At 70.1% G+C, this 12,552-nt stretch carries 10 protein-coding genes; 6 read left to right on the top strand and 4 right to left on the bottom strand.

Features of this window, described 5'->3' with window-relative positions:
- Nucleotides 1-3: 3 nt before the first annotated feature.
- Nucleotides 4-936 carry a phosphotransferase enzyme family protein gene (locus FB561_RS03985; RefSeq protein WP_145803124.1) on the bottom strand — a complete coding sequence of 311 codons (933 nt, stop codon included), beginning with the start codon at nucleotides 934-936 and terminating at the stop codon, nucleotides 4-6.
- 186 nt (nucleotides 937-1,122) lie between these two features.
- On the opposite strand from FB561_RS03985, the gene FB561_RS03980 reads away from it, so the two are divergent.
- Nucleotides 1,123-2,760 carry a hypothetical protein gene (locus FB561_RS03980; RefSeq protein WP_145803122.1) on the top strand — a complete coding sequence of 546 codons (1,638 nt, stop codon included), beginning with the start codon at nucleotides 1,123-1,125 and terminating at the stop codon, nucleotides 2,758-2,760.
- Between the two features lie 9 nt (nucleotides 2,761-2,769).
- Here FB561_RS03980 and FB561_RS03975 read toward each other — a convergent pair whose 3' ends face one another.
- Nucleotides 2,770-3,978 (bottom strand): cytochrome P450, encoded by a 1,209-nt coding sequence (locus FB561_RS03975; RefSeq protein ID WP_145803120.1) that lies wholly within the window; start codon nucleotides 3,976-3,978, stop codon nucleotides 2,770-2,772.
- A 33-nt stretch (nucleotides 3,979-4,011) separates the two neighbouring features.
- A complete protein-coding gene (locus tag FB561_RS03970; protein WP_145803118.1) occupies nucleotides 4,012-4,962 on the bottom strand; it encodes a GlxA family transcriptional regulator in 951 nt (316 codons plus the stop codon).
- Between the two features lie 71 nt (nucleotides 4,963-5,033).
- Here FB561_RS03970 and FB561_RS03965 point away from each other — a divergent pair, with 71 nt between their 5' ends.
- Nucleotides 5,034-5,621: a DJ-1/PfpI family protein gene (locus FB561_RS03965; RefSeq protein ID WP_145803116.1), complete on the top strand. Its 588-nt coding sequence runs from the start codon at nucleotides 5,034-5,036 to the stop codon at nucleotides 5,619-5,621.
- 62 nt (nucleotides 5,622-5,683) lie between these two features.
- Here the strand turns inward: FB561_RS03965 and FB561_RS03960 are convergent, their stop codons facing one another.
- Nucleotides 5,684-6,769 (bottom strand): aldose epimerase family protein, encoded by a 1,086-nt coding sequence (locus FB561_RS03960; RefSeq protein WP_238334634.1) that lies wholly within the window; start codon nucleotides 6,767-6,769, stop codon nucleotides 5,684-5,686.
- Nucleotides 6,770-7,123: 354 nt separating this feature from the next.
- Between FB561_RS03960 and FB561_RS03955 the strand changes: the two genes are divergently transcribed.
- The 4 genes from FB561_RS03955 (at nucleotide 7,124) to FB561_RS03940 (ending at nucleotide 12,548) form a co-directional block, all read left to right on the top strand.
- Nucleotides 7,124-7,723 carry an isochorismatase family protein gene (locus tag FB561_RS03955; protein ID WP_202880537.1) on the top strand — a complete coding sequence of 200 codons (600 nt, stop codon included), beginning with the start codon at nucleotides 7,124-7,126 and terminating at the stop codon, nucleotides 7,721-7,723.
- Between the two features lie 7 nt (nucleotides 7,724-7,730).
- A complete protein-coding gene (locus tag FB561_RS03950) occupies nucleotides 7,731-8,657 on the top strand; it encodes a GlxA family transcriptional regulator (protein WP_145803112.1) in 927 nt (308 codons plus the stop codon).
- A 150-nt stretch (nucleotides 8,658-8,807) separates the two neighbouring features.
- The gene (locus FB561_RS03945; protein WP_238334633.1) at nucleotides 8,808-10,964 is read left to right on the top strand and encodes an MMPL family transporter; all 2,157 of its coding nucleotides are present in this window, start codon (nucleotides 8,808-8,810) and stop codon (nucleotides 10,962-10,964) included.
- Between the two features lie 126 nt (nucleotides 10,965-11,090).
- Entirely contained in the window at nucleotides 11,091-12,548 is a 1,458-nt protein-coding gene (locus FB561_RS03940; protein ID WP_145803110.1) for a helix-turn-helix domain-containing protein, read from the top strand.
- Nucleotides 12,549-12,552: the final 4 nt, after the last annotated feature.

Here is a 12,552-nt window from a genome sequence, read left to right as displayed (position 1 = left end):
CGGTCAGAGCAGTTGCTCGGCGGCTCGGTGCAGTGTGGTGAGCTCGCCGGCCGCCCAGCCTTCGGACCGGGACTCGGTGCCGCCGATCAACGGCTTGTCGACCAGGTGGAACCGCAGGTTCGAGATCGAGCCGACGACGGTCAGGTAGGGGATCGCGGCGAGGTCGGCCTCGGCGACGCTCCGCCGTTCGCAGTAGCCGTCGAGGAACGCGGGCCAGTGCGGCGTCGACGCGACCCCGCAGAAGTCGGCGGCCTGATACCCCGGCGCGGACAGGTCGAAGTCGTGCAGAGCGAGGCCGCGATCGGTGATCAGCACGTTGTCGAGACTGACATCGCCGTGGCAGAGACCGTGGCTCAAGGCATCGGAGTACTGCGCGAGGTGATTCCGTACTGCGGCCGCCAACGCGAGCAGCAGGTTTTCCTCCGCGGACGGCAGCAACGGCCTTATCTGTTCCAGCGGAATCTCGAGCTGCCGGACCAGGTCGGACGCACGGCGCGGAAACTGCGGCCGATAGCGGTCGCCGGCGTCGTGGAAGGATGCCAGCAACCTGCCGAAGCCGAGGTACAACTCGTCGCTGAAGGGTGGTTTCGGTTTGGTTCCGATGACGAACCCGGACAGCACGAACGGGCGCTCACCCTCGGCCGTCGCGAGCAGCCCGACGTCGGTCCCGTCGAGCAACGGCCGGACCGCCGGAACCCCTAGACCGGCCGCGGCCAGATGCGCCGAAAGCCCTGTCTCCCAACGGATCTCGTCCGGTTCCCACCGGTTCGCGCGGTACAGCTTGAGCACGTACCGGCCGTCGGGTCCGGTCAGCTCGTACACGTCGTTCACCAGCGAACGCAGCAACGTGCAGGAGTCGAACGCGAGGCCGTAGACGGTCCTGAGACGGTCGCGGAGCGCCTGCGGATCGGGGAGTGACCGGAGCGTCGGAATCACCCGGCCGACCCTACGCGCGGCACGGTCCCGAGGGCATCCGAGAATCGTCGCCGGCGCCGGATGGGATCAGCGCACCACGCGGGTGGATTTGTGTTCTCCGAGCAGGAACGGAATCGTTGCCCGAATCGCCTCCCCTGGACGGCCCGGAAACCGGTAGCCTCGTCCAGCCACCTGGGGAGGCAGTGCATGACCATCACCGACGAACTGCCGGAGAGCCCAAACCGGTCAGGAGACCACGTCTTGCAGGAGAACACCACCAGCACCAGTACCGGCGAGCTGAACAACGTACCCCTCACAGGTGCGGACAAGGTCGCCTACGCCTTCTACGCCACCGCGGCCACGGCCGCGCTCGTCGGCCAGGTCTGGGCCGGCGTCACCCACATCCCCTGGCCCGAGGAAGGCTTCTCGACCTTCCTCAAGATCGCCCTGGTCACTCCGGCCGTCGCCGTCATCGAGCTCGGCGGTGTCGCCACCGCGGCGCTCGCGGACCTGCGCCGCCGCAAGGGCGAGCAGGCCTACGCCTACCGAGCGATGTCGCTGTTCGCCGCGATCGTCGCGCTCGTCTTCAACGTGGTCGGCCACTGGCGGCCGGAGGAGCGGTTCCTGGCCTTCGGCTTCGGCGGCCTGTCCGCGTTCGCCTACGTGCTCTGGCTGATCCACAGCTCGGCCCGGCGCCGCGACGCGCTCCGCCGGTCCGGCCAGATGGCGAACACCGGCCCGGTGTACGGCGTGGTGCAGTGGCTGCGCGAGCCGCGGATCACCTGGCTGGCCCGGTCGCTGGCGATCGAGCACGGCCTCGGCATGTTCGAGAGTATCCGCGCGGCCCGCGAGCAGATGCGCAACGCCGCCCGGCGGAACGCGATCGCCGGCACGGTCGCGGAGTACATCCGCTCCGAGCACCAGGACGAGCGGCTGGCCAAGATCGCCGAGACGACGTACGACCCGGACCGGCTGGCCGGCATGCTCGAGGAGCGGATCAACTACGACGTCATCACGAACAAACTGACCCGGGCGATCTCGCCGCCGCCGGAGCCCGCCGACGAGCAGGACCGCGACGACCTGCGCGCCGCGGTCTGGGTGGTCGAGGGCACCACCCGCAAGCCGCAGCAGCTCCGGCCGGCCGACGGCGGTGTCTCGATCCGGGACGAGGACGCCTGGGAGGAGGCGATGACCGGCGAGCTGATGGCCATCGTCGAGCCGAAGCCCGACCGGTCCGCGGAGGCGGTCGCCGAGGCCGAGGTGGTCGAGGACGAGGCCGAGAAGGCGTCGCCGGTGGTGCAGAAGCCGCAGCCACCGTCGCCGTTCGCGCCGGCCGAGACCGGGATCACGCCCGGCCTGCTCCCGGCCGACCAGCCGGCCAGCCGGCCTTCCCCCCGGCCCGCCGCCGCGACCACGACGCCGCCGGTCTCCACGCCGGCGGCTTCCCCGGGCGCTTCTTCCACTGTGCAGCGGACCCCCGTGGTCGAGCCGGTGATCACGCCGACGCCGATCAGCTCGGTCAGTCCGTCCCGGCCCGTCGTCGAGGAGGCGGTCGTCGCCACCCCGGCGATCACCGAGTCGGTCCGGGTCGACGAGCCGGCCGAGCCGGCCGCCCGGAGCACGGCGAGCTCGACCCGGACCAAGCCGGCGGCCGGCACGCCCCGCAGTGCCGGGGGAAACCTGGACAAGAAGCGGATGCGCGCCTGGGCCTTGCTGTCCGACTGGCCCGAGGACCGGACCCGCGACGCCGCCACGCTGGCCGCCGCGATCGCGTCCAGCGAGAAGGACGCGGCCACGTTCATCGCCCAGTACGACGTCGAACACGGCCTCGTCTCGGCCCAGTAGGTCTGCGTCCTAAGCGGTCTCGCCGAGGTTCACCGGAAGCTCGGCGAGACCGCTGACCAGGACCCGGCGCCATTCCAGGTCCTCGGCCGGCTTGGCCAGGCTGAGGTTCGGGAAGCGGCGCAGCAGGGCGAGCGACGACTCCTGCAGCTCGATCCGCGCGAGCTGCGCGCCCAGGCAGAAGTGCGGTCCGAAGCCGAACGACAGATGCTTGTTCTCCTGCCGATCCAGCCGCAGTTCGTCCGGAGCCTCGTACGCACGGGGGTCGCGGTTCGCGGAGTTGAGCGCGGCCATCACGCCGTCGCCCGCCTTGATCCGTACCCCGTGGAGTTCGAGGTCCTCGCTCGCGACCCGGAGCTGGCCGACCTCGCTGAAGCGGTTGAAGCGCAGCAGCTCCTCCACGGCCGACGGCACCAGTGAGTGGTCCGCGACCAGCCTCGCCCAGTTCTCCGGCCAGCGCAGCAGGGTCGCCACACAGCTGGAGATCTGGTTCGCCGAGGTCTCGTGTCCGGCGACCAGCAGGTTCACCCCGAACGCGATCAGCTCGTCCTGGCTGAGCCGATCGCCTTCCTCCCGGGCGCGGACCAGCTCGTCCAGCAGATCCTCGGCCGGTTGGTCGGCGGTCGCCAGCTTCCGCGTCACCAGCGCCTCGATGTACGCGGTCAGCTGGGTCATCGCGTCCTCGACGAGGTCCTTCTCCGCCATCCGCATGCTGTACCCGAGCTCGGTCCACTCGCGGAACTGCTCCCGGTCCTCGTACGGCACCCCGAGCAGCTGGCAGATCACCTGGATCGGCAGAGGCAACGCGACCAGCTGCCGGAGGTCCGCGCCGTCCCCGGCCCGCGCGACGTCGTCGGCGAGCTGCTTGGACAGGTCCGCCACCCACGGACGGGTCCGCTCGATCCGCCGGTGCGCGAACGTCGACGACACCAGCTTGCGCAGCCGCGAGTGCTCGGGCGGATCCGTCGTGGTCAGACTGTTCGGCATCGGCTTGGCCAGCGCGACCCGCGGCGCTCCCTGCTTCACCACCGCGGCCCGGGAGAACCGCGGATCCGCGAGCACCATCCGGACGTCCTCGTACCGCGTCACCAACCAGACCTCGGCACCGGCCAACGTCCGGACCCGGGCGACCGGCCGGTGCTCCCGTAACTCCGCGAAGGTCGGCGAGGGATCGAACCGGAAGGCGTCGTCGAAGGGGATGTTCAGCACGGGCTCGGTCATGGTTCGACCCTAAGAGGTTAGGTAACCCTTCGCTCACCTCGTCGGCGGGTTGAACGCGCGTCGATAGCTGGTCGGGGTGGTCCCGAAAGCACGGGCGAAGTGCTGCCGGAGCAGGAGGGCGGAGCCGAATCCGGCGGCGGTCGCGACCTGGGCCACGGACAGGTCGGTGGTCTCCAGGAGTTCCTGGGCTCGGGCGAGGCGGAGCCGGATCAGCCACTGCAACGGCGTCGTCCCGGTCTGGTCGCGGAACCGGCGGCTGAGGGTCCGGGTACTCATGGCGGCCTGGGCCGCGATCGCGGCCAGCGTGAGCGGTGCGGTCAGGTGCTCGGTCATCCAGGTCAGCACCGGCTCCAGGGATTCGTTGCTCTCGACAACTGGTGCGGCGATGAACTGGGCCTGGCCGCCACCACGATGCGGCGCCATCACCAACCGCCGGGCGACATCGGCCGCCACCGCGGAACCGTGATCGCGCCGGACCAGGTGCAGGCAGAGATCCAGCCCGGCCGTCACCCCGGCCGAGGTGAGGACGTCGCCGTCGTCGAGGTACAGCACGTCGGTGACCACCTCGACCGCCGGCCATCGCCGGGACAGTTCCGCCGCGTGGTTCCAGTGCGTCGCCGCCTGCCGCCCGTCGAGCAGCCCGGCCGCGGCCAGGACGAAGGCGCCCGTACAGATCGACGCGACCCGGACTCCCCGCCGATGCGCGAGCCGGACGACGTCGATCACCTCGTCCGACGGGTCGAACGACGCCGGCACGATCAGCGTGTCCGCGGTCAGCACGTCGGCCAGACCGTACGGCGTGACCGCGCGGAAGATCTCCCGATCCACGGCCATCACCTGCGTACCGGCGTCGGTGCCGCAGACCCGCACGTCGTACAGCGGCCGGCCGTCGACCGGGTCCACGGCCGCGGCGAACACCTGGCACGCGCCGGCGAACTCCAGCCCGATCACGCCGTCGACCGCGAGGACAGCCACCGTCTTCATGGCTCGAATCTAGCGAACAGGGTCTTTCCAGCCACTCACTTGTCCGGTCGGGGAGAACCGAGGGTGGATGGATGCGGATCGACATACACATGTACGACGGCGTCGCCGAGGTGGACGCGTTGACGACCTACGCGGTGTTCGCGAACGCCGCGCGCCGTGGACTGGCGGTGGAGCCGCACCTGGTCACCGCCGACGGGGCGACCGAAGTGACCGGGTGCTACGGGACCCGGTTCGGCGGACTGGAGCGGTGGTCCCCGGAGACGGCCCGGGTGCTCGCGGTGTCCGGCGGCTGGATCCTGGAGGAGATCGAGCGCGGGGTGATTCCGCGCCAGCTGGCCGAGGCGAAAGCGATCGGCGGCGACAACCTGATCCTCGCCGGGATCGACTCGGGCACCTTGCTGCTCGGGGCGGCCGGCCTGCTCCAGGGTCGCCCGGCCACCACCCATCGCGTCGACCTGGACCGGTTGAAGGAATGGGCCGAGGTCGTCGACGCCCGCGTGGTCGACGACGGCGACCTGGTCACCTGCGGATCCGGCTGGTTCGCCGGCGTGGACCTCGCCTGCTGGCTGCTCGAACGCGAACTCGGCGCGAACCCGGAGATCGTCGCCCTGGAACAGTGGATCGGCCGCGACCGCCAAGGCACGGTCTGGCGGCGCTGACGCACGGACGCTGGTCTTCGGGCGCGCCCGAAGTACCGCCGTACTCCGGGCGCGCGACGCCGCTACTTGGTGCCGAAGGTGTAGACGGTGGTGCTGCGGAACGTCTCGCCCGGGCGGAGGGTGGTGGACGGGAAGGCCGGCTGGTTGGGCGAATCGGGGAAGTGCTGGGTCTCGAACGCGAACGCGTCGCCCTGCCGGTAGGTCTTGCCGCCGATGCCCTGGAAGGTGCCGTCGAGGAAGTTGCCGCTGTAGAACTGGGCGCCCGGCTGGCTGGTGTGCACGGTCACCGTGCGGCCGTCCTCGGGCTCCCAGAAACGGGCCGCGAACCGCAGGCCGTCCTCGTCGGTCTTCTCACCGAGCACGAAGTTGTGGTCGTAGCCACGCCCGATCACCAGTTGGGGGTGGTCGTCCCGCAGCCGCCGGCCGATCGGGGTCGGCCGGCTGAAGTCGAACGGCGTGCCCGCGGTCTTGGCGATCTCGCCGGTCGGGATCAGGCCCTCGTCGACCGGGGTGTACCCGGGCGCGTTCAGTTCGAGCACGTGACCCTCGATCGAGCCGCTGCCCTCGCCGGCCAGGTTGAAGTACACGTGGTTGGTCAGGTTCTGCACGGTGGCCTTGCCGGCCACCTTCGCCTGGTAGTCGATCCGCAGGTTGTCGTGCCGGTCCAGCGTGTACGTGACCGTGCTGGTCAGCTCGCCGGGGAAGCCCATCTCGCCGTCCGGGCTGACATAGGTGAAGGCGACGCCGACGGCCTTGTCGGACTGCACGACCTTGGCCTTCCAGACCTTCTTGTCGAAGCCGATGGTGCCGCCGTGCAACGCGTTCTCGCCGTTGTTGACCGGGATCTGGTAGGTCTGGCCGTCCAGGGTGAACCGGCCCTTGGCGATCCGGTTGCCGTACCGGCCGACGGTCGACCCGAAGTACGGGCTGAGGGCCGCGTAGTCGGGCAGGTTGTCGAAGCCGAGGCTGATGTTCTTCGTCCGGCCCTTGCGGTCCGGGGTCTCCACCCGCTGGATGGTCGCTCCCCAGGTGAGCATCGAGACGGTGACCCGGCCGTTGGTGAAGGTGTAGACGTCGACCTTCACTCCTTCCGGGGTGGTACCGAACGGATCCTTGCGGATGGACAGGCGGCCGTGGTGTGAACCCATGGCGGCGACTGTAGTCGTTGGGTTCGCGGCGGCCGTGCTCGCCAGCGCACCGGCGGTGGCGGCGCCTAGACCGAGCGCGCCCGCGGTACGCAGCACCTGGCGACGGGGCAGATTGTCAGGCATGGCATCCCCTCTTCGTAGGCGGGTGGGGTCGGCGAGAGCGCTTCCACGCCGACGTCCCGGGCACTGTAGGCACGGGTGTCCGGCGTTTGGAACAGTTCGTAACCGTTTGAATTCGTCCGATGACTCCGAGCGTTGGTTGGTGACCGGCTCTCTCAGCGTTGACCAGATCGGTCCGGTCCGGGGCGGGATGCGGTCTTCTGCCCGGGCCGTCCCGGCGAGCACGATGAGGGCATGACGCAGACAGCTCTGATCGTGATCGACGTCCAGGAATCCTTCCGGGTCCGGCCGAACTGGCAGGCCGTGAACCACCCCGACATCGCCGACCGCGTCAATCGGCTGGTGACCGCGTCCCGGGCGCGCGGCGACCTGGTCGTCTGGGTGCTGCACACCGAGCCGGGCACCGGTGGCGCGTTCGACCCGGTCAACGGTCACGTCCGGCTGATCGAGGGGCTCCAGCCGGCCGACGGCGAGCCGGTCCTCACCAAGACCTCGCACAACGCCTTCACCACCACGCATCTCCAGCAACTCCTCACCCAGTACGGCATCCGCGAGGTGATCATCAGCGGCATCCGGACCGAACAGTGCTGCGAGACGACAGCTCGGGTCGGCTCCGATCTCGGGTACGACGTCGTCTTCGTGACCGAGGCGACCGCGACCACGCCGCTGCCGCACTGGACGCTGCCGGCCGACGCGTCGCTGGAGGAGGTGCTCGCGGATCCGCGGACGCTCAGCCCCGAGGTCGTCACCGAACGCACCGAGTACGCGCTGGCCGGCCGGTTCGCCACCATCCGGACGCTCGACGACCTGACCGGGCTCGCCGTGGCATCCTGACCGGATCATGCGCAAGGTCGTCTTCTTCCTGGTCCCCAGGCTGCACCTGCTCGACCTGGCCGGTCCGGCCCAGGTCTTCTCCACCGCGAACGACCTCGGCTACCGGCACGACCTGTACTACGTGGGCGAGACGGACGAGATCGGTACCGCGCAGGGCGTCCCGGTGAAGGCGCGCCGGGACTGGCCCGAGCTCGGGCCGGCCGACCTCATCGTCGTTCCGGGTTGGCGGTCGCCGCGGCTCGCACCGGTCCCGCCGATCTCCGCCGAGACCAAGCGGGTCCTGCGCGACCACCACGCGGGCGGCGGCTCGGTGGCCAGCGTGTGCTCGGGCGCCGACGCGCTCGGGGCGGCCGGACTGCTCGACGGCCGCCGGTACACCACGCACCACGACCTCACCGAAGAGCTGGCCGCTCGGTATCCACGCGCGTCGATCGTGCGGGACGTGCTGTACGTGGTGGACGACCGGGTGATCACATCGGCCGGGATCGCGAGCGGGATCGACCTGGCGCTGCACCTGGTCGCGGTCGAGTGCGGGGCCGAGGCGGCCGCGAAGGTGGCGCGGGAGATGGTCGTGTACGCGCGCCGCAACGGGGACGAGTTGCAGGAGAGCGCGATGCTGCGGCACCGGGATCACCTCAGCGATCTCGCCCATCGGATCCAGGACGTCATCGACGGCCGGTACACCGATCGGTTGCCGCTGACCGACCTGGCCCGCGGCGCCGGTGTCAGCGAACGGACCCTGACCCGCGTCTTCACCAGCGCGACCGGGCTGACCCCGTTGCGGTACCAGCAGTTGCTCCGGCTGGAGCGAGCCGAGCACCTGATCGGGCACGGCGCCACCGTCGAGGCCGCGGCTCGCGCAGTCGGCTTCGAGGATGCGCGGATGTTGCGCCGGCTCCGCTCCCGCGCGCCCGAGCCGGTCGTCGTGCACTGACTTCGGCGGGCTCGCGACGACCCTGGACGGCGCGAGGTGGGCCTAGGTCTACCTCGGCTGGGGGTTTGCGTCTCCTGAGATCCGGCCGTCCGCCCGTCAGGCTCGGAGATGGCCGGGCAGGGCGCCCGGTTCTGGGCCGGGGAGAGGCTGATGAACAGCAGGGGAGCGGTGACCGTGCGGATCGCGCGGTGGAGTGCGACACACCCATGGCGGGCGATCGGTTTGTGGCTGGTGCTCGTCGTCGTCGCGGTGGGGCTGTCGATCGCGATTCCGAAGCAGCAGACCAAGGAGGCCGACAACTGGGTCGGCCAGTCCGGCCAGGCCGCCGAGCTGATCCAGCGGGCCGGTCTCGAGGACAAGCCGAGCGAGACCGTCCTGATCACCGACCCGGACGGCCCACTCGACCGGGCCGCCGCCACCTCGGCGCTGACCCAGCTGCGGCAGAAGATGACCGCGATCGACGCGGTCGGCGCCGTCGGTCAGCCGGTCTGGGCCGAGAACGGCAAGGCCGCGCTGCTCCCGATCGAGCTGAAGGGCAGTGCCGACGACGCGGCCGAGAACATCGACCAGTTGGTCACGGCCACCGCGGACGTACAGAAGGCGCATCCCGGCCTGACCATCGCGGAGACCGGCGGTACCTCGCTCGACGCGGGGATCTGGACCCAGGTCGGCTCGGATCTCGCCCGGGCCGAGAAGCTCAGCCTGCCGATCACGTTCGCATTGATGCTGCTCGCGTTCGGGGCGCTGATCGCGGCCGGGATCCCGGTCCTGCTGGCGTTCTCGGCGGTCGGTGCGGCGCTCGGGTTCTACGCCCCGCTGTCGTACCTGTTCCCCGACGGCGGCTCGGTGGCGAACGTCGTGCTGCTGATCGGGATGGCGGTCGGCGTCGACTACTCCCTCTTCTACCTCAAGCGTGAACGCGAGGAACGCCGCCGTGGCCGCAGTACGGTCGACGCGGTCGAGATCGCGGCCGCCACGTCGGGACACTCGGTGGTGGTCTCCGGCCTGGCCGTGATCGTGTCGATGGCCGGGTTGTTCGTCGCCCAGGATCCGACCTTCTCCTCGATGGCGGCGGCGACGATCGTGGTGGTCGCGGTGGCTGTGATCGGTTCGCTGACCGTGCTGCCGGCGCTGCTGGCGAAGCTCGGTCACCGGGTGGACCGGCCGCGGGTCCCGCTGCTGTGGCGGCTCAACCGGCGGATCGGCCCGGGCGGGATCAGCCGCCGCCTGCTGGCCCCGGTACTGCGCTTCCCGCGGGTCGCCCTGGTCGTCTCCACCGTCGCCGTGATCGCGTTGGCCGTCCCCGCGCTCGGGATGAAGACCGAGCCCGGTGGTCTGGACACGCTGCCGCAGAGCATCCCCGAAGTGAAGACGATGAAGACGCTGCAGCAGAACTTCCCGTCCGAGGGCATGGCGTACGACGTGGTCGCCAAGGCGGACGACAAGACGGCAGCCGTGGCAGCCCTGAACCGGTTGCAGCAGGCGGCCGTGGAGAGCGGGAAGTTCGTCCCCGGCCAGGCCGTCCGGACCTCGGGTGACACGGCGATGCTGCGACTCGTCTCGGTCCTCCCGGACACCACCGCGGACGCGAAGGTCGCGCTGGACCAACTGCGCGGCGACCTGGTCCCGAAGGCGTTCAGCTCGTTGCCCCAAGCAACCTGGGCCGTCGGCGGCGAGTCCGCCTCGTCGGTCGACTACGGCGAGCACCAGCGGGACAAGCTGCCGTACGTGATCGCGTTCGTCCTCGCGCTGACCCTGGTGATGATGGCGTTCACCTTCCGCAGCGTGGCGATCGCGCTGGTCACGACCCTGCTCAACCTGGCCTCGGTGGCAGCGTGCTTCGGCGTCCTGGCGCTGATCTTCCAGCACACCTGGGCCGAAGGACTGCTGCACTTCACCTCACCCGGCTTCGTGGTGTCGTGGATCCCGGTGTTCCTCTTCGTGATCCTGATCGGCCTGTCGATGGACTACCACGTCTTCGTCCTGGGCCGCATCCGCGAAGGCGTCCGAGCCGGCCTGAACCCGAGGGAAGCAGTCCGTCAAGGCGTGGTCGACTCCGCCGGCGTCGTCACCAGCGCGGCCGCCGTCATGGTCTCGGTCTTCGCCGTCTTCGCCACCCTCGGCATGATCGAAATGAAGCAGATGGGCGTAGGCCTGGCCGTAGCAGTCCTGATCGACGCAACCCTGGTCCGCATCGTCATGCTCCCCTCGATCCTCGTCCTCCTCGGCCGCAAGGCCTGGTGGCCCAACAAACTCCCCACCCCCACCCCAACCCCCACAAAAGAAAGAGAACTGGTCACCGCCTGACCCAAACCCGAAGGCCCCCGCCGACCCGGGGGCCTTCGCCTTGCCTGCCGCTGTTTGTACGCAGTGCTGAACCGGCGGCCGCGCCGCGTTCCCTCGAATGCGGCCATCGGCTGGGATCATGAGTCCATGGCGTCCCCCGAACCGTGGCTCTATCCGGCCAATGGCACCCAGTCGCCGCCCGACGGCTCGGACGTCGGCGAGGTGATCCGGTGGTACCGCCTCAGGGAGGGTCTGACCCAGGAGCAGGCCGCGGTACTGCTCAACACGACGCAGTCGCGGCTCTCGAAACTGGAGAAGGGTGCCCAGGCGCTCCGGGACATCGACGAGCTGAGGTTCATCGCAGCTCGGCTCGGGATCCCGTCCGAACGGCTGGGCGTGCTGCCCGATCGCTCCGCTGATGCCCGGCCTCGGTCGAACTCGGTGGCTGGCTCACCGGGTCCGGTGCGGGACAGTCAGGACCGCTGGCGGGCAGTCCGGGCCGAGCTCAACCGGAACCGGGCCGTGCTCGGGGATCTCGCCGCCGAGCTTTACCCGGAGTCCCAGCGGTTGCCCGGGACGACCGTACTGTCGGCGCCTGGCTGGATCCCCGACGGCCCGGTCGATCTGGCCGACATCGAGTTGACGTGGCTTCCCGAGTCGCCGGCGCCGCCGATCACCGGCCGGGCCGAGGCAGCCGCCGCGGCGCGGGCGCTGCGGGCCGATGGGACCTCGTACGACCGCTACTCGAGAGCGTTGCGAGACCTGGCCCGCCCGAAGCTGCTCGACAACCGGGTCAGCTACCGGTTGCTCGCGGCCGATCTGGCCGACAGCGCCCGGCTGGCGTTCAACTACACCAGCTACTTCGATGTGCTCGATGTCGGCGAGGCCGTCGCCCACGAGTTCGCGTCCGCTTGGCTGGACGCCGGCAACCGCCGTCCGAGCCTCGCCGATCTCCCGTTCCGGCGGCTCGTCGAGGATCCCTTCGATCTCACCGCCCGCCCGATGCTGCCCAGCATCAACACGCTCACGATCCGGCGAGATCCGATCGACGGGCACAGGATGTACCTGCACAAGCGGGACTCGCAGTCGGTCGCCGCGGCCGGCGGGATGTACCACGTCGTCCCGGCTGGTGTCTTCCAACCGGCCGCGCTGGCGCCGGCCCATCAGGCCAACGATTTCTCTCTGTGGCGCAACATCCAGCGCGAGTTCTCCGAGGAACTCCTGGGCAATGCCGAGCACGACGGCAACGCGGTCGATCCGATCGACTACCTCACCGATGAGCCGTTCGCGTCGTTCGAGCAGGCCCGTCTCGCCGGCGACTTCCGGACCTCGGCGCTCGCCCTCGTGCTCGAGCCGCTGACCCTGTGGGTGGAGCTGCTGACGGTGTCGGTCATCGAGGCCCCGGTCTTCGACCAGCTGTTCGCGGACATGGTGGCAGTCAACGAGGAAGGTGTCGCTGTGACCACCGACGCCGCTCGGCCGACGGTCGGCATCCCGTTTACCTCGGACACCCTGCACCGACTGGACGAGGAGCCGCTCTCACCCATCGCACGGGCCTGCGTCAGCCAGGTCTGGGCGCACCGGCATACACTCCTGGGCCGATGAGAGT

It is taken from the genome of Kribbella amoyensis, assembly GCF_007828865.1.
In the GTDB taxonomy this organism is placed as follows: domain Bacteria; phylum Actinomycetota; class Actinomycetes; order Propionibacteriales; family Kribbellaceae; genus Kribbella; species Kribbella amoyensis.
Note: the sequence above shows the minus strand (reverse complement) of the source record. Positions and strands in the feature narration are given on the sequence as shown.

Excerpts from the sequence above, each read along its gene's own strand:
- FB561_RS03980 (WP_145803122.1), top strand. The coding sequence starts at position 1,123 with ATGACCATCACCGACGAACTGCCGGAGAGCCCAAACCGGTCAGGAGAC.
- FB561_RS03975 (WP_145803120.1), bottom strand. The coding sequence starts at position 3,978 with ATGACCGAGCCCGTGCTGAACATCCCCTTCGACGACGCCTTCCGGTTC.
- FB561_RS03970 (WP_145803118.1), bottom strand. The coding sequence starts at position 4,962 with ATGAAGACGGTGGCTGTCCTCGCGGTCGACGGCGTGATCGGGCTGGAG.
- FB561_RS03965 (WP_145803116.1), top strand. The coding sequence starts at position 5,034 with ATGCGGATCGACATACACATGTACGACGGCGTCGCCGAGGTGGACGCG.
- FB561_RS03960 (WP_238334634.1), bottom strand. The coding sequence starts at position 6,769 with ATGGGTTCACACCACGGCCGCCTGTCCATCCGCAAGGATCCGTTCGGT.
- FB561_RS03955 (WP_202880537.1), top strand. The coding sequence starts at position 7,124 with ATGACGCAGACAGCTCTGATCGTGATCGACGTCCAGGAATCCTTCCGG.
- FB561_RS03950 (WP_145803112.1), top strand. The coding sequence starts at position 7,731 with ATGCGCAAGGTCGTCTTCTTCCTGGTCCCCAGGCTGCACCTGCTCGAC.
- FB561_RS03945 (WP_238334633.1), top strand. The coding sequence starts at position 8,808 with ATGAACAGCAGGGGAGCGGTGACCGTGCGGATCGCGCGGTGGAGTGCG.
- FB561_RS03940 (WP_145803110.1), top strand. The coding sequence starts at position 11,091 with ATGGCGTCCCCCGAACCGTGGCTCTATCCGGCCAATGGCACCCAGTCG.